The 26259-nt window shown below is 69.3% G+C and carries 17 protein-coding genes; 13 read left to right on the top strand and 4 right to left on the bottom strand.

Annotated elements, in window-relative coordinates; translation table 11 throughout:
• Nucleotides 1–235 precede the first annotated feature (235 nt).
• From V1318_RS01020 to pilH, 8 genes are all read left to right on the top strand, one after another.
• Nucleotides 236–3079: a 2-oxoglutarate dehydrogenase E1 component gene (locus tag V1318_RS01020; protein WP_332936940.1), complete on the top strand. Its 2844-nt coding sequence runs from the start codon at nt 236–238 to the stop codon at nt 3077–3079.
• A 79-nt stretch (nt 3080–3158) separates the two neighbouring features.
• Complete coding sequence (gene sucB, locus V1318_RS01015; RefSeq protein ID WP_332936938.1) at nt 3159–4367, top strand: dihydrolipoyllysine-residue succinyltransferase; 1209 nt, start codon at nt 3159–3161, stop codon at nt 4365–4367.
• Nucleotides 4368–4551: 184 nt separating this feature from the next.
• Nucleotides 4552–5976: a dihydrolipoyl dehydrogenase gene (lpdA, locus tag V1318_RS01010; protein WP_332936936.1), complete on the top strand. Its 1425-nt coding sequence runs from the start codon at nt 4552–4554 to the stop codon at nt 5974–5976.
• Between the two features lie 130 nt (nt 5977–6106).
• A complete protein-coding gene (locus tag V1318_RS01005; RefSeq protein WP_332936934.1) occupies nt 6107–6700 on the top strand; it encodes a TIGR00730 family Rossman fold protein in 594 nt (197 codons plus the stop codon).
• Between the two features lie 29 nt (nt 6701–6729).
• Complete coding sequence (locus V1318_RS01000; protein WP_332936932.1) at nt 6730–7350, top strand: hypothetical protein; 621 nt, start codon at nt 6730–6732, stop codon at nt 7348–7350.
• An 82-nt stretch (nt 7351–7432) separates the two neighbouring features.
• Nucleotides 7433–8404 carry a hypothetical protein gene (locus V1318_RS00995; RefSeq protein WP_332936931.1) on the top strand — a complete coding sequence of 324 codons (972 nt, stop codon included), beginning with the start codon at nt 7433–7435 and terminating at the stop codon, nt 8402–8404.
• Between the two features lie 75 nt (nt 8405–8479).
• Nucleotides 8480–9472 carry a YhdH/YhfP family quinone oxidoreductase gene (locus tag V1318_RS00990; RefSeq protein WP_332936930.1) on the top strand — a complete coding sequence of 331 codons (993 nt, stop codon included), beginning with the start codon at nt 8480–8482 and terminating at the stop codon, nt 9470–9472.
• 57 nt (nt 9473–9529) lie between these two features.
• On the top strand, nt 9530–9895 hold the full coding sequence (gene pilH, locus V1318_RS00985; protein WP_332936928.1) for a twitching motility response regulator PilH: 366 nt from the start codon (nt 9530–9532) through the stop codon (nt 9893–9895).
• A gap of 411 nt (nt 9896–10306) precedes the next feature.
• Here pilH and V1318_RS00980 read toward each other — a convergent pair whose 3' ends face one another.
• Complete coding sequence (locus tag V1318_RS00980) at nt 10307–11200, bottom strand: DnaJ C-terminal domain-containing protein (RefSeq protein ID WP_332936926.1); 894 nt, start codon at nt 11198–11200, stop codon at nt 10307–10309.
• Between the two features lie 204 nt (nt 11201–11404).
• Between V1318_RS00980 and V1318_RS00975 the strand changes: the two genes are divergently transcribed.
• The 4 genes from V1318_RS00975 to V1318_RS00960 all read left to right on the top strand — a co-directional run bounded on the left by V1318_RS00975 (nt 11405) and on the right by V1318_RS00960 (nt 14058).
• Complete coding sequence (locus tag V1318_RS00975) at nt 11405–11881, top strand: peroxiredoxin (RefSeq protein ID WP_332936924.1); 477 nt, start codon at nt 11405–11407, stop codon at nt 11879–11881.
• A gap of 89 nt (nt 11882–11970) precedes the next feature.
• Nucleotides 11971–12570 (top strand): ferritin-like domain-containing protein, encoded by a 600-nt coding sequence (locus tag V1318_RS00970; protein WP_332936922.1) that lies wholly within the window; start codon nt 11971–11973, stop codon nt 12568–12570.
• Between the two features lie 76 nt (nt 12571–12646).
• Nucleotides 12647–13417 carry a hypothetical protein gene (locus V1318_RS00965; RefSeq protein ID WP_332936920.1) on the top strand — a complete coding sequence of 257 codons (771 nt, stop codon included), beginning with the start codon at nt 12647–12649 and terminating at the stop codon, nt 13415–13417.
• A 14-nt stretch (nt 13418–13431) separates the two neighbouring features.
• A complete protein-coding gene (locus V1318_RS00960; protein ID WP_332936919.1) occupies nt 13432–14058 on the top strand; it encodes a hypothetical protein in 627 nt (208 codons plus the stop codon).
• An 18-nt stretch (nt 14059–14076) separates the two neighbouring features.
• On the opposite strand, the gene pbpC is transcribed toward V1318_RS00960, so the two are convergent.
• A complete protein-coding gene (gene pbpC / locus V1318_RS00955) occupies nt 14077–16398 on the bottom strand; it encodes a penicillin-binding protein 1C (protein ID WP_332936917.1) in 2322 nt (773 codons plus the stop codon).
• A 391-nt stretch (nt 16399–16789) separates the two neighbouring features.
• Complete coding sequence (locus V1318_RS00950) at nt 16790–21748, bottom strand: alpha-2-macroglobulin (protein ID WP_332936915.1); 4959 nt, start codon at nt 21746–21748, stop codon at nt 16790–16792.
• A 406-nt stretch (nt 21749–22154) separates the two neighbouring features.
• Here V1318_RS00950 and V1318_RS00945 point away from each other — a divergent pair, with 406 nt between their 5' ends.
• Complete coding sequence (locus tag V1318_RS00945; protein WP_332936913.1) at nt 22155–24071, top strand: M12 family metallo-peptidase; 1917 nt, start codon at nt 22155–22157, stop codon at nt 24069–24071.
• 123 nt (nt 24072–24194) lie between these two features.
• Here V1318_RS00945 and V1318_RS00940 read toward each other — a convergent pair whose 3' ends face one another.
• Nucleotides 24195–25691, bottom strand: coding sequence for an FAD-binding oxidoreductase (locus tag V1318_RS00940; protein ID WP_332936912.1), 1497 nt, complete (start codon nt 25689–25691; stop codon nt 24195–24197).
• Nucleotides 25692–26259 lie beyond the last annotated feature (568 nt).

Genomic DNA, 26259 nt, shown 5'->3' with positions numbered 1-26259 from the left:
CGCGGCTTGAAACCGCGCGCGCCGGCCCGAGATTTGCAGGGCTTGCCGCAGCGGTCGTTTCGACGGTCCGGCCCGGTCCGTGGCCGGAAATCGAAGAAAATCTGTCGCTTAGACCTAAGTAGTTATGCCGCTGGGCTTAACACTACCGCTATAATTCCGATCCTATGTCCGCGCGTAGCGCCGTGAGCGCGCGCGCGACTCCACATCCGCCCCCTAGAGTTTCCCGATAACCATCGTGGACAGCCTCCTGAAGCAGTTCTCCCAGTCCTCGCAACTCGGCGCCAACGCCGCCTTCATCGAAGACCTGTACGAGCAGTACCTGGTCGATCCCGACAGCGTCGGGGCCAAATGGAAGGCTTACTTCGACGGTTTCAAGGGCCGCGAGGCCGGCGACGTGCCGCATTCGGCCGCCATCGACGCCATCGCCCAGGCCAGCCGGGCCGCCGCGCGGGGCCTGCTCAACGGCAGCGCCGCGACCGCCACCGGCCCCAGCGACGAACGCGAGCGCGGGGTCGGCAAGCTGATCACCGCCTACCGTTCGCGCGGCCATCTGGCGGCCGACATCGACCCGCTGGGCCTGCTGGAGAAGCCCGAGGCGCCGGACCTGGCGCTGGGCTTCCACCGCCTGTCCGAGAGCGACCTGTCCGGCGAATTCAGCACCGGCGGCGTCGCGGGCAAGGAACGCATGAAGCTCGGCGACCTGGTCGCCCTGCTCAAGGCCACCTACACCGGCCCGATCGGCGCCGAGTTCATGCATATCGCCGACGCCGAACAGCGCCGCTGGATGTACGAACGCCTGGAAACCGCGGCCGGCAAGTACGGGCGCAGCGCCGACGACAAGAAGCGCATCCTTGAGCGCCTGACCGCGGCCGACGGCCTGGAACGCTACCTGGGCACCAAGTACGTCGGCCAGAAGCGCTTCTCGCTGGAGGGCGGCGACGCCCTGATCCCGCTGATGGACACCACCATCCGCCGCGCTGGCGAACACGGCGCCCAGGACGTGGTCATCGGCATGGCCCACCGCGGCCGCCTCAACGTGCTGGTCAACACCCTCGGCAAGCCGCCGCGCAAGCTGTTCGACGAGTTCGAAGGCAAGTTCGAGCACGTCGAGGGCGACCACGCCCACACTGGCGACGTGAAGTACCACATGGGTTTCAGCGCCGACGTCGCCACCCCCGGCGGCCCGGTCCACCTGGCGCTGGCGTTCAATCCCTCGCACCTGGAAATCGTCAACCCGGTGGTGGCCGGCAGCGTGCGTTCGCGCCAGACCCGCCGCGGCGACCAGGGCCGCGCCCAGGTCCTGCCGATCCTGCTGCACGGCGACGCCGCGTTCGCCGGCCAGGGCGTGGGCATGGAGCTGTTCCAGATGTCGCAGGCGCGCGGTTTCGCGGTCGGCGGCACCCTCCACATCGTCATCAACAACCAGGTCGGCTTCACCACCAGCGCCCGCGAAGACGCGCGCTCGACCCTGTACTGCACCGACGTGGCCAAGATGGTCGGCGCGCCGATCCTGCACGTGAACGGCGACGATCCGGAAGCCGTGGTGTTCTGCGCCGAGCTGGCGCTGGACTTCCGCAACCGCTTCGGCCGCGACGTGGTCATCGACCTGGTCTGCTACCGCCGCCACGGCCATAACGAGGCCGACGAGCCGGCGGCGACGCAGCCGCTGATGTACCAGGTGATCCGCAAGCACAAGACCCCGCGCGAGCTGTACGCCGAGCGTCTGGTCGCCGAAGGCGCGATCCAGGCCGCCGAGGCGCAGGCCCTGGTCGACGGCTACCGCGACAAGCTCGACGCCGGCGCGGTCACCACCGAACTGGTCGAGGTCAAGCCGGACGAGTTCACCATCGACTGGTCGAAGTACCTGTCGGGCAAGATCACCGACCCCGTCGACACCACCTTCGACCGCGCCAGGCTCGACGGCCTGGCGGTGCAGATCAACACCGTCGCCGACAACGTCAAGCTGCATCCGCGCGTGGCCAAGATCTACGAGGACCGTCGCAAGATGGCCGCCGGCGAGCTCGCCGGCGACTGGGGCTTCGCCGAGAACCTGGCCTACGCCACCCTACTGACCGAAGGCTACAAGCTGCGCCTGGTCGGCCAGGACTGCGGCCGCGGCACCTTCTTCCACCGCCACGCGATCCTGCACGAGCAGACCAGCGACGATTACGTGCTGCCGCTGCGCGAGCTGGTCAAGACGCCGGCGGACGTGACCATCATCGACTCGCTGCTCAGCGAGGAAGCGGTGATGGCGTTCGAGTACGGCTATTCGACCGCCGATCCCATGACCCTGGACATCTGGGAAGCCCAGTTCGGCGACTTCGCCAACGGCGCCCAGGTCGTGATCGACCAGTTCCTGTCCTCGGGCGAGGCCAAGTGGGGCCGCCTGTGCGGCCTGGCGCTGTTCCTGCCGCACGGCTACGAAGGCCAGGGCCCGGAGCACAGCTCCGCGCGCCTGGAGCGCTTCCTGCAGCTGTGCGCGCTGGAGAACATGCTGGTCTGCGCGCCGACCACCCCGGCCCAGGCCTACCACATGATCCGCCGGCAGATGCGCATGAGCACGCGCAAGCCGCTGGTGGTGATGACGCCCAAGTCGCTGCTGCGCCACAAGCTGGCGGTGTCGAGCCTGGACGAACTGGCCCAGGGCGAGTTCCAGCACCTGATCCCCGATGCCGCCGCCAACCCGAAGAAGGTCAAGCGGGTCGTGGTGTGCTCGGGCAAGGTCTACTACGACCTGCTGGAAGAATCGCAGAAGCAGGGCCTGGAAGACGTCGCCCTGCTGCGCGTCGAGCAGCTCTACCCGTTCCCGCGCGAAGCCCTGAGCGAACAGCTCAAGCGCTACGCCGCGGCCAAGGACGTGGTCTGGTGCCAGGAAGAACCGCAGAACCAGGGCGCGTGGTACCAGATCCGCCACCACCTGGCCGCCTGCCTGGCGCCGAAGCAGGCCCTGCACTACGCCGGCCGCGCGCGTTCGCCCTCGCCGGCGGCGGGCCATCTGGCCGACCACGTCGCCGAGCAGACCAAGCTGGTCGCCGACGCCCTGGTCAATTCGCTGCACGGCGAGGCCAGCGCCGAGTAATCGGCGCCGGTCCCGCTGCGAACCCCCTTCCGCTCCACGTCCATCACATACCAATCAAGCAAGCCAGGATGCCCACCCCATGAGCACCGAGATCAAAGTCCCCGTCCTGCCCGAGTCCGTCTCCGACGCCACTATCGCCACGTGGCACAAGAAGCCGGGCGACGCGGTCAAGCGCGACGAGAACCTGGTCGACCTCGAAACCGACAAGGTCGTGCTCGAAGTCCCTTCGCCGGTCGACGGCGTGCTCAAGGAAATCAAGTTCGAGGAAGGCGCCACCGTGACCAGCTCGCAGCTGATCGCGATCGTGGAAGCCGGCGCCGTTGCCGCCGCTCCGGCCGAAGCCGCCGCGCCGGCCGCCGCCAAGGCCGCCGAACTGCCGGCCGCCGGCGCCCAGCCGATCACGCCCAAGGCCGAGGCCCCGAAGGCGCCGGCCGGCAACGACCAGCTGCCCCCGGGCGCGCGCTTCACCGCCAACAAGGAAGGCATCGACGCCTCCCAGGTCGAAGGCACCGGCCGCAAGGGCGCGGTGACCAAGGAAGACATCCTCAACTACGCCAAGTCCGGCGGCGTCGGCAATGCCGCCGGCGCGCGCGCCGAAGAGCGCGTGCCGATGACCCGCATCCGCGCCCGCATCGCCGAGCGCCTGATGCAGTCGAAGAACTCGATCGCGATGCTGACCTCGTTCAACGAGGTCAACCTGGGCAAGGTCATGGCCATGCGCAAGGAGCTGGGCGAGTCCTTCGAGAAGGCCAACGGCGTCAAGCTGGGCTTCATGAGCTTCTTCGCCAAGGCCGCCGCCAACGCGCTGCAGCGCCACCCGGTGGTCAACGCCTCGGTCGACGGCAACGACATCGTCTACCACGGCTACGCCGACATCTCGATCGCCGTGTCCACCGACAAGGGCCTGGTCACGCCGGTGCTGCGCAACGTCGAGCGCATGGGCTTCGCCGACGTCGAGAAGGCCATCGGCGACTACGCCAAGAAGGCCCGCGACGGCAAGCTGGCGCTGGAAGACCTGCAGGGCGGCACCTTCACCATCACCAACGGCGGCACCTTCGGCTCGCTGATGTCGACCCCGATCGTGAACCCGCCGCAGTCGGCCATCCTGGGCATGCACGCGATCAAGGAACGCGCGATCGTCGAGAACGGCGCCGTGATCGCCGCGCCGATGATGTACATCGCGCTGTCCTACGACCACCGCATCATCGACGGCAAGGACGCGGTGCTGTTCCTGGTCGACATCAAGAACCAGCTCGAGAACCCGCACCGCATGCTGCTGGGTATGTGATGCCCAGCCGGGATTCGGGATTGGGGATTCGGGATTCGCAGGGGCGAGAGCGTCGTGCGAATTCCTTTCCAGTCCCGAGCTCCCGCAGCTTCCGCAGCAACCTTCGCGGGATCCGGAATTCGCAGCGTTGACGCGCTTTGAACGAATCCCGAATCCCCAATCCCGAATCCCGTGAGCGAATGAAATGAGCGAACAATTCGACGTAGTCGTCATCGGCGCCGGTCCGGCCGGCTACCACGCCGCCATCCGCGCCGCCCAGCTCGGTCTGAAGACCGCCTGCATCGACGCCGCGCTCGGCAAGGACGGCAAGCCCGCCCTCGGCGGCACCTGCCTGCGCGTGGGCTGCATCCCGTCCAAGGCCCTGCTCGACAGCTCGCGCCAGTTCTGGAACCTGCAGCACCTGTTCGGCGAACACGGCATCACCACCGACAACGCCAAGATCGACGTCGCCACCATGATCGGCCGCAAGGACAAGATCGTGAAGCAGTTCACCGGCGGCATCGCGATGCTGTTCAAGGCCAACAAGATCACGCCGTACTACGGCTTCGGCACCCTGCACCCGGGCAACGTGGTCAAGGTCAAGCAGCACGACGGCAGCATCGTGGAGCTCAAGGGCACCAACGTCATCATCGCCGCCGGTTCGGATTCGATCGAACTGCCGTTCGCCAAGTTCGACGGCGACAAGATCGTCGACAACGTCGGCGCGCTGGACTTCACCGAAGTGCCCAAGCGCCTGGGCGTGATCGGCGCCGGCGTGATCGGCCTGGAACTGGGCAGCGTGTGGAAGCGCCTGGGCTCGGAGGTCACCATCCTCGAAGCCCTGCCCGATTTCCTCGCCGCCGCCGATGCCGAGGTCGCCAAGACCGCGGCCAAGGAATTCAAGAAGCAGGGCCTGGACATCAAGCTGGGCGCCAAGGTCAGCAAGGCCGAGATCAAGAAGGACGGCGTGCACCTGACCTACAACGACGGCAAGGCCGACCAGGAACTGGTCGTCGACAAGCTGCTGGTGGCCGTGGGGCGCCGCGCCGCGTCCAAGGGCCTGCTGGCCGAAGGCACCGGGGTCAAGCTCAACGAGCGCGGCCAGATCGAGGTCGACGAGCATTGCCACACCGGCGTCGACGGCGTGTGGGCGGTCGGCGACTGCGTGCGCGGCCCGATGCTGGCGCACAAGGGCTTCGAGGAAGGCATCGCGGTCGCCGAGCTGATCGCCGGCCTGCCGGGCCACGTCAACCTCGACACCGTGCCGTGGGTGATCTACACCGAGCCGGAAATCGCCTGGGTCGGCAAGACCGAGCAGCAGCTCAAGGCCGAAGGCGTGCCCTACAAGACCGGCAGCTTCCCGTTCGCGGCGATCGGCCGCGCCGTGGCCATGGGCGAGCCGGCCGGCTTCGTCAAGGTGATCGCGCACGCCGAGAGCGACCGCGTGCTCGGCCTGCACCTGGTCGGCGTCGGCGTCTCCGAGCTGGTCCACGAAGGCGTGCTGACCATGGAGTTCAACGGCTCCGCCGACGACCTGGCCCGCATCTGCCACGCCCACCCGACCCTGTCCGAAGCGATCCACGACGCGGCCATGGCGGTCGACAAGCGCGCGATCCACAAGGCCAACTGAGGCCGGGATTCGGGATTGGGGATTCGGGATTCGCAACAGCGGCCCGCCCTTTTCCGGATCCCATGCAGACGCCAGGCCCCCGCCTGGCGTTTTGCTTTTACCAAATCCCGAATCCCGACTCCCGAATCCCATGCGAAGCCTCTGCGTCTACTGCGGCTCCAACTCCGGCTCCCAGCCGATCTACACCGAACGCGCGATGGCGCTGGGCCAGCGCATGGCCCGCGACGGCATCGCCCTGGTCTACGGCGGCGGCAACGTCGGCCTGATGGGCGTGGTCGCCGACGCGGTGCTGGAAGCCGGCGGCGAAGCGATCGGCGTGATCCCCGAGCAACTGGTCAACTGGGAAGTCGCCCATCGCGGGCTGACCAAACTCGAAGTGGTCGGTTCCATGCACGAGCGCAAGGCGCGCATGTTCGACCTCGCCGACGCCTTCGTGGCCTTGCCCGGCGGCTTCGGCACCCTCGACGAAATGTTCGAGATGCTGACCTGGCGCCAGCTCGGCATCGGCGACAAGCCCTGCGCCTTCCTCGACGTCGACGGCTTCTACTCCCCGCTGATGGCGATGCTGGACCGCATGGTCGCCGAACGCTTCCTGCACCCCGACCAGCGCCGCGACCTCTGGCACGGCGACGACATGGACGCGATGCTGGCCTGGATGCAGGCCTATCGCCCCGCCGAGGCGAGCAAGTGGATGGACGAGAAACGCCGCAACGCGCTGCGCTGAGCTGCACCGATTCAGGGAGAGACCGGACGATGCGCGCGACCGTGGTGCCGTTGCTGCTGAGCCTGTGCGCGTGCCAACCCTCGGAGCCGGTCGAGCCGGAGTTCCGCGACGATACCCATGTCGTGTTCAAGCGCAGCGGCTGCCCCGGTTCGTGCGCGCCCTACGAAGTGCATATCGGCCCCGGCGGTAACGTGGTGTTCGTCGGCCGCGATCGAACCGGCCAGCATCCCGAGCGCAACCAGGACGGCGATCTGGTCAGGGCCTATGCGCTGGCCTACCCGCATCGCCGCGCGATGTTCGATCTGATCTTCTCCCAGCGCTACGCCGAACTCGAACCGGTCTACAGCGCCGGGGGCACCGACGGCCAGACCACGACGATCGCCATCACCGATCGCCAAGGCACCCGCTCGGTCTCGAACAACGGCGTCGCCTGCCTGCGCGACAGCAAGCAGCCGGGCGCGCTGCCGGCGGTCGCCGCGGCCGGCAAGCCGGCGCGCTGGGTGCCGGACGTGTTCTGCGAAGCCGTGGAGCTGATCGACAGCGCCAGCTGCGCCACCTATTGGAGCGCCGAACTCGAAGCGCCCGGCAACCCGGCCGATCCACGCCTGTCGCCGCCGTGGCAGTGCCGCCCGGCGGACAATTCCCACTGACGACGACGCGCGCGACGCCGGCCCGGATCCGCCCCGGGCTGCGTTAGGATCGCGTCGGGGAATACAGAATCCGGAACATCCGATGCGCAATCCGTTCGCGACCGCCGCGCTCGCGGCCTTGCTGGTCTGGCCGCTCGCCGCCGGCGCCAGGGAAAAAGCGGCCAAATCGGCCTACGACTGCGCCGAACTCGCCGACCTGCCCGCCGACGCCGGCGAGAACGATCGCCGCCTGACCTGCACTATTCCCGACAAGTACCGCCGCGACGTCGCCATCGCCGAGTACATCGGCAACGCGATCCGCCGCCACGACCTGGCGGCCTGGCTGACCACCGACGAGCTGGTCAAGATCAAGGCCCTGCCGGACGCGCCCGGCCAGCCCTCGGGTTGGCTCACCCTCGAGCGCGACGACGACATCGACGTGCGCTACTTCAGTAAGGTCGACGGCCAGTTGGTCGCGTTCGCATCGGCGACCCTGGGCTTCGCCCCCCACGGTGTGCGCGACGCCACCCGCCTGCAACCGCCGCAGCCCGCGCAGCCGCGCGAGCAACGGCTGATGGCGGCGCTGCATCTGGCCCGTCAGCAGGACCAGGTCTATTGCAGCCAACGGCCGCCCAATACCGTCGCCTTCGAATACGAAGAGGACGGCCAGGACCAGATCCTGGTGTTCGTGATGACCCCATGGCTGGACGAGTCCGTGCCGCTGGGCGGTTACGCGATGTACCGCATCGACGCCCAGGGCGAACGCCTGATCGATCGCTACGAACAGACCCGCGGCTGCGTGAACACGACCCTGGACCAGGCGCGCAAGCCCGATTCGCTGTTCGTCTCGCACCTGACCTCGGCCGCGCCGACCATGTTCCATGTGTTCATGAGCCTGCAGTACCGCACGCCGATCGTGGTATTCACCACCCAGAACGAGCAGTTGTGGAAGGTCGAGCGGGGCCGCATCCGGCTGCTGGGCCCGGACGAGCCCGACTACCGCAGGCTCAAGCAATGGAGCGACGGCATCGAGCGCAAGCACGAAGCCGCACCGACCTCCAGCCCGATCGGTTGAAGCGGCCGCACCGGCCATGAGCGGGCGCGCAATCGCGCTCGGTTATCATCGCGTTCTGTCTGCAGAGATCGCGCCATGACCATGCCCAGCGACTTCAACGCCTTCCGCATCCACAACGACGCCGACGGCTACCGCAGCGGCATCGAAAGCGTGACCCTCGATGCGCTCTCGCCCGGCGAGATCGTGATCAAGACCGCCTACTCCTCGATCAATTTCAAGGACGCGCTGGCCGGCACCGGCGAAGGCAAAATCCTGCGCCGTTTCCCGCTGGTCGGCGGTATCGACGTGGCCGGGCATGTGGTCGCCTCCACCGACGGCAAATTCCGCGAAGGCGATGCGGTGCTGGTCACCGGCTGCGGCCTGAGCGAAACCCGCGACGGCGGCTATGCCGAGTACGCGCGCCTGGAAGCGCAGTGGGCGATCCCCCTGCCCGGCGGCCTGAGCCTGCGCGAGAGCATGATCCTGGGCACCGCCGGCTTCACCGCCGCCCTGGCCCTGCATCGCATGCAGGACAACCGCCAGACGCCCGAACTGGGCCCGCTGGCGGTCACCGGCGCCAGCGGCGGCGTGGGCTCGCTGGCGATCGACATCTTCAGCCGCGCCGGCTACGAAGTGCACGCGATCAGCGGCAAGGCCGAGCAGGCCGAGTACCTGAAGTCGATCGGCGCCAGCCAGGTGCTGGGCCGCGACGCGCTCGCCACCGCCCGGCCGATGGAATCGGCGCGCTTCGGCGGCGGCCTAGACAACGTCGGCGGGCCGATGCTGACCAGCCTGCTGGCCCAGACCGCGCCCTACGGCAACGTCGCCAGCGCCGGCCTGGCCGCCAGCCCGGCGCTGGACGCCACGGTGATGCCGTTCATCATCCGCGGCGTGTCCCTGCTGGGGGTGGCCTCGGCGGGCACCGCGCGCCAGATACGCGACGAAGTCTGGCGGCATCTGGGCAGCGACTGGAAACCCGCGCACCTGGACCGCATATGCACCCGGGAAGTGGGGCTGGCGGACCTGCCCCAGGTATTCCCGGGCATGCTGGCCGGGGGTTCCCTGGGCCGCACGCTGGTCGTGATCTAGTTGGCATTGCGGCGTCAGCGCGCATCGCTACAATCGAGGCAATTCCGGGGGAAACACATGGCGCGTATTCTGATCGTCGACGACTCACCGTCTCAGCTGATGGGCATCCGCCGCATCGTCGAGAAGCTGGGGCATGAGGCCTTGACTGCCGAAGACGGCGCCGCCGGCGTCGAAGCCGCCAAGCGCGAAATCCCCGACCTGATCCTGATGGACGTGGTCATGCCGAACCTCAACGGCTTCCAGGCCACGCGCTCGATCTGTCGCGAGGCCAGCACCAAGCACATCCCGATCGTGCTGGTGACCACCAAGGACCTGGACACCGACCGGGTCTGGGGCATGCGCCAGGGCGCCAAGGCCTACATCACCAAGCCCTTCAGCGAAAGCGATCTGTCCGAGATCATCGCCCAGCTGCTGCCGGGCTGATCGCGCCCTCCCACACTCCGCCCCGCCTGCCGCGGCATCGCGGCAGCGTCAGGCCGTGCGAGCGGCATAGGGCCGTGGATGTCTGTGAGAGCGACGTGAGTCGCGATGGCGCCCTATCGGCCAGCGACGTAACCCCGCGGCCGGCAAACCTCTACGAGGGATGCCGTGAGCCCTAAGCGAACCGCATCACCCAACACGAATCGGACGCCCGCGCCGGCGCGGTTCGCCTTCGGCTCACCACACCCTACGGTTGCGTCGCGTTTCCGGTCAGCTGCGCGAGTTGCGAGCGCGCCCTATCGGCCAACGACGCGACCTCGCCGCCGGCAAACCTCCACGTAGGATGCGGTGAGCCGCAGGCGAACCGCATCACCCGACGTGAATCGGTCGCCCGCGCCGGCGCCGGCATCGCACTCAACCCCGCCGCCAATCGTCGCCGAACGCGTCGCGCATGCGCGCGTAGGCCTCGTGCTGCTCCTCGGTGTGGGCGCGCGGCGCCAGCACCTCCAGCTCGACGATCTGGTCGCCCGGCGGGGTGCCCGGCAGGCCGCGCCCGCGCAGGCGCAGCTTGCGTCCGGCTTCCGAGTTCGGCGGAATCTTCAGTTCGACCGGACCGCCCAGGGTCGGCACGCTGATCGTCGCGCCCAACGCGGCCTCCCACGGCGCCAGCGCCAGCACGTGGATCACGTTGCGGCCGTCGACTTCGAAATGCGGATGCGCGGCGTACTCGATTTCCAGCAACAGATCGCCGTGCGTACCCTGGCCGGCCAGCCGGATCATCTGCCCCGGTTGGATGCCCTTGGGGATCCGCACCTCCAAGGTGCGCCCATTGACCGAGATGCGCACCGAATCGCCCTGGTAGACCGTCTCCAGCGCCACCGCCAGCTTGGCGCGGGAGTCGCCGCGCGGCGGCGCGCGCCCGGCCGGGCCGCCGAAACCGGCCGGGCCGCGGCCGCGGCCGAACAGGCTTTCGAAGAAATCGCTGAAACCGCCGCCGGCGCCCCCGCCGGCGAAGATCTCGTCGAAATCGGCGCCGCCGTAACCGCCGCCGAAGCCGCCCGGCGGCGGCTGGACCTCGTCGCCGGGGCGGTAGCCGCGCGCGCGCAACTGGTCGTAGGCGCCGCGCTTTTGCGGATCGCGCAGCGCTTCGTAGGCCTCGTTGACGGCCTTGAACTTCTCCTCCGCGCCGGCCTCCTTGCTTACGTCCGGATGGTACTTGCGCGCCAGCCGCCGGTACGCGGTCTTGATCTCGGCCTCGCCGGCGCTGGGTTCCACGCCCAGGGTTTCGTAGTAATCCTTGAACTGCATCGCGGCTCCCTCAAGCTCGCTGGTGAGCGGCCGACACCGGCCCACAGGTTAGGCGGCGCGCGACCGCACGGGAAGACCGGGCCGACATGGCCGCTGCGCCTGCGTTTTTCAATGCTTGCGCGCACAATGCACGCTGTACGACGGTCTTGACGCGCCGTTACGCGCGCGCCGACCAGACTGCCACCCCCACCGGAGAATAGTCCCATGAGCATCCAGGTCGGCGACCGCCTGCCCGAAGTCAATCTGCAACGCATCCGCGAAGGCGTCGAGACCGTCGATACCAACGCCTTGTTCGACGGCCGCAAGGTGGTCCTGTTCGCCGTGCCCGGCGCGTTCACCCCCACCTGCTCGGAGAAGCACCTGCCCGGCTTCGTCGCCCATTTCGACGAATTCCGCAGCAAGGGCATCGAAGTCGCCTGCATGGCGGTCAACGACCCCTTCGTGATGCAGGCCTGGGGCCAGAGCCAGCAGGTGCCCGAAGGCCTGATGATGCTCGCCGACGGCAACGGCGATTTCACCCGCGCGCTCGGCCTGGAACTGGACGCCAGCGCTTACGGCATGGGCACGCGCGCCAAGCGTTTCGCGCTCTACGCCGAGGACGGTGTGGTCTCGCAACTGGAGATCGAAGCGCCGGGCGAATACCGCGTGTCCTCCGCCGAACACATGCTGTCGCTGGTCTGAACGCGCGCGGCGGCGGCGCCTACGCCGCCGTCACCGGCCGCGGGGCATCGTTGGGGGCACTCGCCCCCAGCGACCGCCAGGAGGTCGACATGAGTGCCAAACCCGCAGCCAAATCCGCAGCGGCGGTGACCGCCAAGGTCGGCCGCAAGCCCGAAGCGGCCGTGATCGCCGACGTCAAGGCCATCCGCGCCCGCGCCCGCCAGCACATCCAGGACGGCGCGATCACCAGCAGCTACACCGCCGATCGCGGCACCGTGATCAAACTGCTCAACGAAGCGCTGGCGACCGAGATCGTCTGCGTGCTGCGCTACAAGCGCCACTACTTCATGGCCAGCGGCCTGATGGCCGACGCGGTCAAGGCCGAGTTCCTCGAACACGCCAACGAGGAGCAGGCGCACGCCGATCGCATCGCCGAACGCATCGTGCAGCTCGGCGGCGAACCGGACCTGAACCCCGACGTGCTGTCCAAGCGCTCGCATGCCGAATACGTGGAAGGCAGCGATCTGCGCGACATGGTCAAGGAGGATCTGGTCGCCGAGCGCATCGCCATCGACAGCTACCGAGCGATCATCGACTACCTGGGCCAGCGCGACACCACCACCAAGCGCATGATGGAAGAGATCCTGGCCCAGGAAGAGGAGCACGCCGACGAGTTGGCGGACCTGCTCGACGGCTGGACCGGCAGATAAACGTACAGGCGGCGGGGTGCGCGGCACGCCCGGTTGCTGCGGCAGCCGCTCCGGCGGCCGCTGCTAGACTCGCCGCATGAGCCGCCTGGTCCATATCGCCCGCATGCGCGCCCGCCTGGAGCGTGCGCATTGGCCGCGCCTGCAGATGGCGACGATCGTCGCCATCACCGGCGGCGTCGGTTTCCTGGCGTCCTACCTGCTGTTGCGCGGCGGCATGGACGCGATGTGGCAGCGCTACCCGCTCGCGGTCGCCATGGCCTACGCCGTGTTCCTGGCCTTGCTGTGGCTATGGGCGCGGTACTTCGAGCGCGACGCCCACAACTGGCTCGACCTGCTGCCCGATGGCGGCGGCTCCGGCGGCGGAGGTGGCGGCAACGCCCCTGGCGGCGGCGGGCACAGCGGCGGCGGCGGCGCGTCGGCCTCCTACGAAGTCGAACCCGACGCATCCTGGCCCGCGGCACCCGAGACCGACAGCGCCCTGTCCAAACTGGAACTGCCCAATGCCCTGTCCGGCGCCGCCGACGAGGCCGGATGCGCGATCGTCCTGCTATTGCTGGCGGTCGCGGCGGCCCTGAGCGCCCTGCTGCTGACCGTGGGCTGGGTGGTCTGGATCGCGCCGAGCCTGATGGCCGAACTGATCCTGGACCTGGCCCTGGCCGGCGGCCTGTACCGCCGCCTGCGCGGCATCCAGTCGCAGCACTGGCTGCGCACGGCGCTGCGGCGCACGCTCTGGCCGGTGCTGGGCGTGGCCCTGATCATGGCCCTGCTCGGCTACGCCGGCGCGCGCCATACGCCGGGCGCGGACTCGATCGGCGACGTGGTCGCCGCCGTGCGCGCACGCGACTGAGGCGCCGGGTCCGCATGCGGCTGCCGCGCGAATTCGTCCCCTTCCGCCTGCTCGGCGCGCCGGTGGTGTTCCACTGGAGCGTGCCCTTGGTGGCGGCGCTGATCCTGGCCTCGTCCTTGAACGGGAATCCGCTCGCAGCCCTGGTCGGCATGCTCGCCTACCTGCTGCTGATCGTCGCCCACGAAGCCGGCCACGCCTGGGTCGCACGCCGTCATCGGCTGTACGTGGACAGCCTGCGCATCTATCCCATGCACGGCCAGTGCGTGCACGAGATGGCGCGCACGCCGGCCCAGGACATCGCGATCGCCTGGGGCGGCGTCGCCGCGCAGGCGCTGCTGTTCGCGCTGGCGATGCTGATCGGCCTGCTGCCCTCCTCGCCCGGTACCCTGAGCTCCTTGCAGACCGCGCTGGTGGTCGTCTGGGGCCCGGTCAACCTGCTGATCCTGGCGTTCAACCTGTTGCCGATGGCGCCGCTGGACGGCGCGCGCGCCTGGCGCGTGCTGCCCCGGCTGCGCCAGCGCTGGCGCACGCGCGCGCAACGGCCCAGGCCGGCCAAGCCCAAACCGCGCGCGCAGAGCGAGCGCGGCAAGGTGGTGTCGCTGGACGAGCATCGCCGCCGCAACGCGCGCAACGACGACTGAAGCGCGGCTCCCGGCGCCTCAACGCAAGACCCGGAACCTCACCCGCGACCAGGCGCCGCTGTCGGCCAGCGCGGTGAGCTGGTGATCGCCGGGCTCGCCGAAATCGTGAGCGAACGCGGTGTCGCCCTCGGTCTCGCCGATCAGACGGCCGTCCAGCAGCCAACGGATGCGCGCCGCGCTGCCGATCGCGCGCAAGGACAGCCGCAACGCATGCACGCTGCCGGGCGCGCGCGCGATGGTCGCCTGGTCGGCCAGGCCCTCGATGCGCAGTTCCTCGCTGGCGTCGCGGCCGTCGGCCGCGCAGTCCGGCGCCAGCGCCGGCAGGCGCGAAGCGCGGCGGGTCTCCGCCGCCAACCAGGGCGAAGCCAGGGCCGGCCAGCGCGCGATCTGGGCGCTGCGCCGCTCATGGGGCGCGCTGCAGTCGGCGGACAGGCGCAGGCCGCTGCGCGCATCGACCTCGAAGCGCTCCACGCCCGCGTTCCACAGCCGGGCATCGCGTTCGGCGAAGGTCGGCGGCACCGAACCGTCCAGGGTCCAGGCCTGCAATTTCTTCTGGCACAGCTGCGGCGCCTGCGGGTCCTGCGGCAGCCCCAGCGGCCAGCACACCTCGATCTGCGCCACGTTCGCCGGCGGCGGCTTCAGGGCGCCGTCGCCGCGTTGGCGCGGCAGGCTGTCGACCACCTCGAACAGCAAGGGCAAGGCGGTAACCGCGCCGTATTGGCCGGGCAAGGGCGTGCCGTCCGGCCGGCCGACCCAGACCCCGACCGTGTAGCGGCGCGTGCTGCCCAGCGCCCAGGCGTCGCGGAAGCCGTAGCTGGTGCCGGTCTTCCAGGACACCCGCGGCCGTCCCGAGGTGTCGAAGGTGTCGGCGACGCTGCCCGGGCGCGGGTTGGCTTCCAGGATTTCGCGCACGATCCAGGCCGCACCCGGCGACAGCAGGCGCCGCTCCAGCAAGGGCGCATCGGGCTGGTAACGCACGCGTCCGGCCAGGCCTTCGCGATTGAGCGCGGCGTAGGCGCCGACCAGGTCCTCCAGGCGCGCGCCGGTGCCGCCCAGGATCATCGACAAGTTGGGCGTCGCGCCGCGCGGCCAATGCAGTTCGATGCCGGCGTGCGCGAGCCGCGCCGAGAAGCGGCTGGGGCCGACCCGGTCCAGCAGATCCACCGCCGGCACGTTGAGCGACAGCCGCAGCGCTTCGGCCGCGCCGACCGGCCCATTGAAGTTGGCGTCGAAATTGCCGGGCCGGTAATCGCCGAAGGACTGCGGTGCGTCCACCAGCAGGCTTTCGGAATGGATCAGGCCGTCGTCCAGGGCCAGCCCGTACAGAAAGGGTTTGAGGGTCGAGCCCGGCGAGCGCCAGGCCTTGACCATGTCGACATGGCCCAGCCGCGCGCTGTCGGCGAAGGTCGCCGAGCCGACGTAGGCGCGCGCTTCCAGGCTGGCGTTGTCGATCACCAGCAGCGCCGCCGAGGTGCGCTCGGGCAGGTTGGAGAAATAGGCCGCGACGCGGTCTTCGAGCGTGCGCTGCAGTTCGATGTCGATGGTCGAGCGCAGCCGTGCCGCCTTGGGCTGGGCGTAGCGCAAGCGCTGGGCGAGCAAGGGCGCGTGCTGCGGCGGCTGCAGCGAGCGCGCCACCACCGGCTCGATGCGCGCGTCGGCGACCAGGGCGCGCGACCATACGCCCAGGACGGCCATGCGTGCCAGCACCTTGTCGCGCGCGACGCGCGCGCGTTCGGGCTCGCGGTCCGGACGCAGCCGGCTAGGCGATTGCGGCAGCACCGCCAGCAAGGCGGCCTCGGCATGCGACAGCCGCGACGAGGGCTTGCCCAGATAGGCCCAGCTGGCCGCCTCCACGCCCTCGACCGTGCCGCCGAACGGGGCGCGGTTGAGGTACAGGACGAGGATCTCGCGCTTGGACAGATGCGCTTCCAGTTGCAGCGCACGCAACAACTGCTTGAGCTTGCCCCAGGGCGTGCGCGTATGCGGATCCAGGATGCGCGCGACCTGCATGGTCAGGGTCGAACCGCCGGACACCACCCGCCCGCTGCCCAGCCACTGCCCGCCCGCGCGCAGCAAGGCGTAGGGATTCACGCCCGGATGCTTCCAGAACCAGCGGTCCTCGTAGTTCAGCAGGGCCTGCAGGTACAGCGGCGAGACCTGTTCGATGCCGACCGGGTAACGCCAGATCCCGCCACGGTCGGCGAACGCGCGCAGCGGCGTGCCGTCGGCCGCGACCACCACCGCGCCGGCCTGGCCGTCGCGCGGCAGCGGCAGGGGAAACGCAAGATCCAGCAGCATCGCCGAAGTCGCGAACAGCAACGTGGCCAGCAGCAGCTTCATGCCGAGGCGGCGCGGCTTCGGCGGCGTGGCCGCTGCCGGATCCGATTTCGCTCCACCCGCGCGGCGCCACCAGCGCTGCCACGCGCCCATGCCCCCTCTCCCGCTTGCGGGAGAAGCTTGGGCTGAGGGCCGCTCCGACGCCGGAGGTTCCGTACTGCTCACTGGATGTACCGGCTTTCGTCTACTGGAAGTACTGGGGAATGGAAACTCGCGGCGCTCGCTGCCCTTATCCGCCCTGCGCGCCTTCTCGTCTTTGGACGCCCTTCGGACGCCACAAGCGAGAGAGGGAGGGCCATCACTCGCCTCGCCTGCCTTAGCCCCTCTCCCGCTTGCGGGAGAGGGGTTGGGTGAGGGCCGCCGCGAGCCCGGCATCCGAGCCCGCGGCGCTACCTCACTTGCCCGGCTGCCTCACCGTCAGCATCGCCGGCACCGCCCTGCCGACGCCGCGCAGATCGGGACGGTACATGTCCTCGACCAGCGACGGCGGCACGGTGTAGGTGCCCGGGGTGACCGCACGCACCAGGTAGAACACCCGCGCGGTATCGCCGACGTCGAGCTTGAGCGCGGCCACGTAGCGGTCGTCGCGGAACTCCTCGTGGCGCACTTCGGCGGCGTCGTCGCGGTCGGAGATCTCGATGCCGTCCACCACCACGCCGGCCCATTGCTTGGCGTCGCCGAGGTTGAAGTTCTCGATCTCCAGGCCCGCCGGCAGCAGGTCGGTGAGCAAGGCGTCGGGCATGGCGCGGCTGGCCTTGATGCTGACCTGCACGATCAGGGCCTCGCCCTCCTCCAGGCTGCCGCCTTCCCACTCCTCGCCCTTGGTCGTGTAGTACTTGCGCTTGACCTCGATCACCGAGTTGTCCGGATCCGGCGCGCGGCGCGGCACGCCGGCGACTTCCATGCTCGCGTACAACGGCGGCTGCCCGACCGGCGCGAAGCTCACCCCCGCGGCCAAGGCGTCGTAGTCGAACACACGGCCGACGATCTTGGCCGCGCCGGCGTCGGAAGCGACGTCGCCGACCTTCCACTGGCCGGACACGGTCTTGGCCTGGTCGGCCATCAGGGCCTTGCCCAGGCGCGCCAGCGCGACCTGCTCCTGCGTGCTCAGCCACAGCCAGCCGCGGTTGCGGCGCACGTCCAGTTCCAGACCCAGCGGCACCGCGCGGCCGTCGTAGGCCGGCGTGGCGAAACCGCGTTCGTGCACCAGCGCGATCATCAGCGCGTCGTCGCGCACGCGGCTGCCGTAGTCGCCCAGGTACTCCGGACGGTCCTTGGAGTCCTTGGCGAAGCCTTCGGCGATCGCCTTCTTGCCGCGCGCCTTGTCGCCCTGCATCGACAGCGCCAGGCCCAGGTGCACCAGGGGCAGACCGGTCACGCTGTTCTTGCGCTCGTTGTCGTAGAGCGCGCGCAAGGTGCCCAGCGGAGCGCGGTTGACCCGCGCCAACACATAGCCCGCATGCGCCTGGTAGGCGAACTTGAGGTGCTCGCGACGGTCGTAGCCGAAGAACTGGGCACCGCCCGACAGCAGGTCCTCGTTGAGCACCTTCAGCGACTTCTGCAGCATCGTCTCGGGCACCGCGAAGCCGGCGTCGCGCGCGTCGAGCAGGAACTCGACCACGTAGGGCGTGATCGCCTGATTGACGTAGTCGCCGTCGCCCCACATCGAGTAGTGGCCCGAGCCGATCTGCATCGCCGCCAGGCGGCCGAACGCGCCTTCCATGCGCGCGCGCCGCTGCTTGGCGTCCAGGCCCTTGACCCCGAGCATCTTCGCCGTCGCCTCGTCCAGTTCGAGCGCGGCATAGCCCTTGCTGGTGGTCTGCTCGGCGCAGCCGTAGGGATACTCCAGCGCGCCTTGCAAGGCGCTGGCGAACGGAATCGGCGGCAGTGCGCTGACCGTCATGCGCGCATTGACCGAGCCGGGCATCAGGCCTTCGGCGAAATCCGCGCCCAGACGCACGCCGGCGTTGTCGTCCAGCACCTGGGTGCGCGCACGCAGCACCTGCGGCCAGGCCGGACGCACCGGCACCTCGTAACGCCGGTCGACCTTGTAGCCGTTGCCCTCCACCCGCACGCGCACCTGCGCGACCGTGTAGCCCTCGCGGGCGACGATCGGGAAGGTGTAGGTGGTCTTGGCTTCCACGCCCAGGCTGGCCTTGCGATTGCCGTCGCTCAGCGACAGCGGGCCGATGCCTTCTACCTTGACCTCGAACTCGCCGGGCTTGCCGGTGAAGTTCTGCACGTCGAGGGTGACGTTGCTGCGGTCGCCCGGCGCCAGCACGCGCGGCGTGCTGGCTTCGGCCAGCACCGGTGCGCGCACGATGGTTTCGCGATCGCGCTTGCCGTACCTGCCGCCGGAGTACACCAGCGCCGACACCCGCAGGGTGCCGTTGAAGTCCGGCACCGCCAGCTTGATCAAGGCGTTGCCCTTGGCGTCCAGGCGCACCGGCCCGGCGAACAGGTCCACCGTCTGCACCTTGGCGGTCGGACGCCGCGCCTGCGGCAAGGCCTCCAGCGCGGCGTCGCCGCCGAAGCGGATCTTGGCGGTGCCGCCCTCGAAACTCTCGATCACGCGTCCGTAGACGTCGTAGGCGTCCACGCCCAAGCGCCGCTGGGCGAAGAAATGCGCGGCCGCGTCGGGCACCGGGAAACGGGTGATGTTGAGGATGCCGACGTCGACCGCGGACACGGTCACGTAGGCTTCCTGCCCGGCCAGCTGCGGCGCGCTCACGGTGACCGGCAGGTCCTGCTCGGGCCGCATCAGCTTGGGTACGTTGAGCCCGACCGCGACCGTGCGCTCGCGCCGGTCCATCGGCACGTGGGCGATGCCGACCGCGCGCGCGGGAGTGATCTTGCTGGGCGCGCTGCCGCCGCGGAACACCAGCGCGGTGACGTAGACGTCGTGGCGGTCCCAGTCGTTGGTGACCGGAATCTCGAAGCTGCTGCCGGCCTTCACCTCGATCGCCTGCACGTACAGCATGCGGTCGCTCTCGACCATCAACAGGCCCTTGCCCGCGTGCGGCGGGGTCAGGGTGACCTTGAGCGTGTCGCCGGCCTTGTAGGCGGTCTTGTCCAGCGCGATCTTGACCTTGTCGGGACGCGCGTCGAGGCCGCGGTTCTGGTCGTCCCAGCTCCAGCCGGCCTTGAACGGATAACGCGAGGTCAGCTGGGTGGCCGGGTCGTAGACGTCGAGGCGGTACTCGCCCCACTCCACCGGGAAGTCCAGGCGCAGCGGCGAGGCGCCGAGGTCGACGTTGCGGGTCTGCACGTCTTCGTAGCGGCGGTTGAAGTCGTAGTCCCAGCCGCTGTCGGCGTCGTAGTTCCAATGGTAGTCGCGGTGTTCGCGCACCAGGGTCACGCGCAGCCCGCGCGCCGGACGCGGCTTGCCGTCGGCGCCGACGCGGGTCAGCTCGAAGCCGGCGTTGCCGTTGGAATCGGTGCCTTCCTTGTCGTCGAACAGCGGACGCACGCCGACCAGCGCGTCGGCCGGCCACAACACGCGCTTGAGGCTGCGGTTGACGCTGCGGCCGCCGCTTTCGTAGACGCTGCCGGTGAGGATGGCGGCGATCGGACTGACCGGCTTGGCCTCGCTGGGCAGCGCCACGTTCTGCTGCAGCTTGCCCTGGGCGTCCAGCGTGGTGTCGACCACGTCCTTGACCTCCTTGGGCAGGGTCAGGGTCGGGTCGCCGAAGAAGTAACCGGGCAGCTGCTCCAGCGGATGCTGCTCCACCATCACCGCGAGCTTGGCGGTGAAGCGGTTGCCGGCCGCCGGCGCGCCGTACAGATAGGCGCCGTCGACGGCCAGCTTGATCGGCTCGCCGGGCTTGAGCGTGGGCTGGGCGTTCAGATCGAGCTTGAGGCGTTCGGGCAGGAATTCCTCGATGCGCAGGGTCATGCCCTGCACCGCTTCCTTGCTGGCCGGATCGGTGCGGAACTCGACCCGCCAGCGGCCGGTGGCGGCGTCGGCCGGAATCACCTGGGCGTGGCGCACATAGCCCTGGGTGTCGGGCTGCAGCCGCGTTTCCAGGAAGGTCTTGCCGTCGGGCTGGACGTAGCGCAGGAACACCGGCTGCAGGGCCTTGCCCTTGAGCGCGACCGGCTTGCCGTCCTGGTCGCGCAGCAGCGCCGACAGGCGCACGGTCTCGCCGGGGCGGTACAGGTCGCGACCGGACCAGGCGAACACGTCGAACCAGGCCTGCTCGCGGCCGGACACCGCGAACTCGGACAGGTCCAGCGCCGGCTGGTTGAACGGCAGCATCGACACGTCGCTGCCGTGCTGGGCCACCAGCACCTGCCCGGCGTCGAGCTTGTAGGCCAGCATCACGTTGCCATTGCGGTCGGTCTCGCCCTTCAGCACCGGCTCGCCGTTGGCGTCCAGCACCTTGAGCTCCACGCCGCCGACCGCCTCGCCGTTCTCCAGCGAGGCGGTGTGCACGAACAGCTTGTCCTTGTAGGCGCGCGCGTGCAGGCCGAGGTCGCTGACGGTGAAGAAGGCGGTCTCGAACTCGTCCTTGAACTGACCGGCGCGCTTCATCACCGCGAAGTACAGGCCGGGCTTCTGCAGTTCCTCGATGTCCTGCAGCGGCAGATAGGTCAGCACGCGCTCGTTGGGCTTGCCGCCGAGCACGAAGCGATTGACGTAGACCGGCTCGGCCAGCTTGGACAGCGGCGTCTTGTCGTCCCAGTCGCGCTCCAGTTCCCAGCTGCCGCGGCGGCCGCCGCGCTGGTACTCGGCGAAGAACTTGGGCAGTTCCTTGTCCTTGATGCGCATGAACTCGACGTCGACTTCGGCGACGTTGATCGACACCACCGGCAGGCCGCGGCTCTCGCGCGCCGGCAGCACGCTGCCCTGCGAGGCGAAGCCGACCACCGGGTCCAGCGGGCCGGTATAGACGTTGCGGGTCACGGCCTTGCCGATGCGGTCGCCGTCGGCGGCGGTGAGCCCGCCCTTGATCGTGACCACGTAATCCTTGCTGGCCTCCACGTGCGGGAAGCGCAGGACCTTGCCGCCCTCGTCCAGCACCCAGCTGCCCTTGACCACGGCGCCGTTCTTGTCGGCGACCGCGATCAGCTCGTCGAAGGCCTGGCTGCCGACCAGCGGCTGGCTGAATTCCAGGGCGATCGAGAGTTGTTCGTCGGCTTTCTGATCGGGATAAGCCGCGACCAGGCCGAAACCGGTCACCGTTTCGCGCTTGGCCTTGATCGCCTCGCCGCTGACCTCGGGCAGCTGCCCGGTGGTGTCGCGCTTGCAGGCGGCGGGACCGCCGACCAGCAGCAGCGCCAGGGCCAAAGCCGCGGCCGTGCGCGCGACGCGCCGGAACTGAAATGCAACACCACCCACCACGCTATCCATGTCGTCTCCCCTAGGGTTGCGACGAGTATAGAGCGCGCCGAAGCTCGCCATGAGGACGATTTGCAGGCCGCGCATCGCGATCGTTTGGCTGGCGTTGCCGAATGCCGGCGGCGACCGGATCGAGCGCCCGCCATCGCCGTCGTTTGCAAGCCTGAAACATTGTTTCAAATCGCTGAGCGACCAACGCAGCTGGCGCAACCCAAGTGCCAATGCATGACCCCAATCACACTGCGGGTGCCGCCGCAGCCGGTTTCCCCCACTCACCCCAGGCAGCTCCTTGGCTAGGTTGGAAAAAGAACGGATCCACACCGTTCGCCATGAACCTGCGCACCGGCAGCCCGCACGCCGCGCCAGGGATCGCCATCGACACGGCCGCTCCAGCGGCCGACCAGGGAGAGAGAACCCGATGACCACCCGTAAGCCCGCAGCGCGCCTGGCCCAGGCCGCACTGCTTCTTTCCATCGCCAGCGCACCGGCGTTCGCGGCCAAGCCGCTGTTCGTCGGACAAGCGCCGGCACCGCAACGCGCCGCGCTCGCCACCGCGCATCAGCTGTCGCAAGCCGCCCCCACCCGCAGCCTGCGCATCGAGCGCGCCGATGCCTCGGTGGTCAGCGCGCAGAACCGCGAGATCGAACTGCGCCTGGGCTCGCGCCTGGTCAACGCCGTGCTCGACAACGCCCATCAGACCGAGCGCGGCAACACCGTCTGGCTGGGCCGCCTGCGCGATTCGCGCGGCGCCTCCGCCCTGCGCGGCACGCGCGAAGTGCGCGTCGACGAACGCAACTCGGTGGCCCTGGTCCGCCACGGCAACCGCATCACCGGCAATGTGCGCGTCGACGGCACGCTCTACCGCATCCAGTCCCTGCCCGACGGCAGCAACGCGGTGATCGAGGTCGACGAAAGCCGCCTGCCGCCGGACCACGCAGCCGACTACAACGAAGCCGGCCTGCCGCAGATCGACATGCGCGCCGCCGCCGCACAGGCCAGCCGCAGCAGCGGCGGCCTGGTCGGCGCGGCCGCGATCGACCCCGGCGCCACCGCCACCATCCGCGTCCAGGTGGTCGCCACCAACCAGGCCGTCACCGCTTACGGCGGCGATATGGAAGCGCTGATCGAACTGGCCGTGGCCGAGAGCAACCAGGGCTACATCAACTCCAACGTCGGCATCAACATGGTCCTGGCCAACTACCGCACGGTGCAGTACAGCTCGGTCGGCGACGGTCACGCCACCGACGTGCAGCGCTTCGCCGGCACCAGCGACGGCTACATGGACGACGTCCACGCCAGCCGCGACGCCAACGCCGCCGACGTCAACGTGCTGGTCATCGACGACAGCAGCAATTGCGGCCGCGCCAGCTCGATCGGCTCCAACGCCGCCAGCGCCTTCGCCACCGTGTACTGGGATTGCGCGACCGGCTACTACAGCTTCGCCCACGAGATCGGCCACCTGCTGTCGGCGCGCCACGACCCGACCAACGACCCGACCAGCACGCCCTACGCCTACGGTCACGGCTACCAGTACGCGCCCGCCTCGGGCGCGCGCTGGCGCACGATCATGGCCTACCAGTGCAGCGGCACCGCCTGCACCCGCCTGAACTACTGGTCGAATCCGGACGTCACCTATAACGGCGTGGCGATGGGCACCACCAATCTCAGCCACAACCAGCGCGTGCTGGTGCAGACCAAGGCGGCGATGGCGGCGTTCCGCGCCGACCCGGGCGCCAACGTCGCGCCGGTGGCCAACTTCAGTTCCTCGGCCAGCGGCCTGACGGCGACGTTCACCGACTCGTCGACCGACAGCGACGGCAGCATCGTCTCGCGCAGCTGGAACTTCGGCGACGGCACCAGCTCCACCGCCACCAACCCCAGCAAGACCTATGCGACGGCCGGCACCTACACCGTCACCCTGACCGTCACCGACGACGACGGCGCCACCCACAGCAAGACCGCCTCGGTCACGGTCGGCAGCAGCGGCGTGCAGACCTACACCAACGGCACCGACGTCAGCATTCCCGACAACAACGCCACCGGCGTGAGCAGCTCGATCGCGGTGTCCGGCCGCACCGGCAACGCCCCGACCAACGCCTCGATCTCGGTCAACATCGTCCATCCCTACAAGGGCGACCTGATCGTGGACCTGGTCGCCCCGGACGGCTCGGTCTACAACATCCACAACCGCACCGGCACCAGCGGCGACAACGTCAGCGGCACCTTCACCAAGAACCTGTCGAGCGAGCCGCTCAACGGCACCTGGAAGCTGCGTGCGGCCGACCGTGCCGGCCAGGACGTGGGCTACATCGACACCTGGAGCATCACCTTCTGATGCGCCGCGGCCGGGCGTTCGCGCACCGGCCCGCGATCCGCCTCGAAACCCCGGCTACGGCCGGGGTTTTTTGTGGCGGGCGGTTCTGGCCGCAAATCGCCAAGCGGCCCGCCGCAGCCGCGGTCACTCCGGCAAGTATTTGTCCCACAGCCGGTTGCGGAAGCGCCCGCGCGGATCGATGCCGCGCTTGAGCGCCGCGAACGCCGGCGCGGCCGGATAGGCGCGCAGGAACTGCTCGCGCGTCGCATGCAAGCGGTACGGCAGGTAGTGGCGCCCGCCGTGATCCAGGGCCAGGTCGATCAACCGCCGCGTCCACTGCCCCGCGACCTCGTCGGCGCGCCCGCCGCCGCGTTGCTTGTGGTAGAGCACAAACGAAAACACCTCGGTCGGCGACCAGCTCAGCAGCGATTGCCGGTCCGCCGGAGCGTGCCGGATCGACACGTTCAGCGCGTGCGCCTCGAAGTCGCGCAGTATCCGTCTCATCGCCCGCGCGAAGCTGGCGAAGGCCGGCACCGGCACGAAGTACTCCTGCAGCAGATAGGTCGAGTAACGGCGCGTGCTCGGCTCCAGCGACGCGATGTCCAGACTGGCCTCGCGATTGCGCCAGACGACCTCGCGTTCGCGCAGCATCCGTTCGACCGAATACTGCTCGCGCAGCCAAGGGCCGCCGGGCAGCTCGGAGACGCTCCAGATCAGTTTGCGATCGCGGCGGTAATCGCCGTCGCGCGCGATCAGCCGCTCGCCGACGGTCAGCGGTTCCTCGCAGCGGCTCCAGGTCACCGCGACCGGCGCGTCGAAGCTGGGCGGCAGCAGATCGGCGTTGTGCAGCACGCTGGCCGGATCGGCGAGCACGCGCTCGGCGAACCAGGCCGGGTATTCGTCCAGGCCCACCCGCTCGGCGCGTCGCGCGATGCGCCGATTGGCGCTCAGATCGAACTCGGCCTCGGTGATCACGCCCAGACCGCCGTAGCCGCCGACCGCGGCACGGAACAGCTGCGGATCGCGCTCGCGGCTGAGTTCGCGTACCTGACCGTCGCCGTCGACCAACTGCAGCGCACGCAGACTGTGGATCAGGCTGCCCCTGCCGACGTAACGGCCGTGGCAATTGACCGAGATCGAGCCGCCGATGCTGAAGCTGCTGTAGCTTTGCATGATCGAAACCGCCAGATCGTGCGGATCGATCAGCTCCTGCAGGTCGCGCCAGCGCATGCCGGTCTGCACGCGCACGCGGCGGCGCACCGGGTCCAGCGCCACCAGGCGGTTCAAGCCGCGCATGTCCAGGTGCAGCGATCCGTCCGCGACGGTCTGGCCGCCCATGCTGCAACGCGCGCCGCCGATCGAGACCGCGCCGGGGTGGCGCTGCAACGCGGCCACGACCGCGCCGACCGAGGCCGGCTTGAGCACGCGGCCTACCCGGGTCTCGTCGATGCCGCTGATGTCGTGCAGCCAGCGTTCGTCGCGATCCGGCGATTCGCGGGCGCAGCCGGACGCCCCCAATGCGACACAAGCGGCCAAGGCTTGCAGGGCTTGGCGCCGGCTGGGGTCGGCGCAGCTCCGGTGCGCGCCGTCGTGCGCGCCGTCGCGTGGGCCGCCTGCGGAGCCGATGTCGTCTTCGTCCATCAGTCCTGGCGCCGATCGCGGCGCCCGGAGGCCGCGGAGCGAAGCAGCGAGCGACTCCGCCCGCGCTGCGGCACCCCAAGCCAGGCTTCGGTCTCCGGCGTATCGATCGAGGCTGCGACATCGGGCATGCCGGCAGGTTAGCGATGGCGGCGACGGCATGCCAGATCGGTCCCGGCGGCAGGCCAACCCTGGCGGAGAGATCGCCTTGACGGTCTGGGGGAGAGCCCAGCGCAATTGGAAGCAAAGCATGGCCGACGCCGGGCGGGCGGCGTCCGACGATCCGGGACGAGGTGGCCTGCCCGGCCTGGATTCGCCCCTGAACCCGGTTTCGGCCGGAGATTCTTTTTGCTCAGAACCGAAAGCGACCGCCCGCCCTCCGACAACTGGAATAGCGCCCACGCTTATGCGCGGAATTGGGTCACATTCACCGCTTGATTATCTAACCGAAAATAATGGAGACACCCTCATCGCCGGGCTTGTCTCATGAAAGCCATTGATTTGCCTGAATAAGATTCGCAACGGATTTATCCATCCGCACCCCTACCGCTAGTCGCGCATTATCTTTGTG

Source organism: Lysobacter sp. CCNWLW3 (assembly GCF_036697405.1).
Taxonomy (GTDB): Bacteria; Pseudomonadota; Gammaproteobacteria; order Xanthomonadales; family Xanthomonadaceae; genus Lysobacter.
Note: the sequence above shows the minus strand (reverse complement) of the source record. Positions and strands in the feature narration are given on the sequence as shown.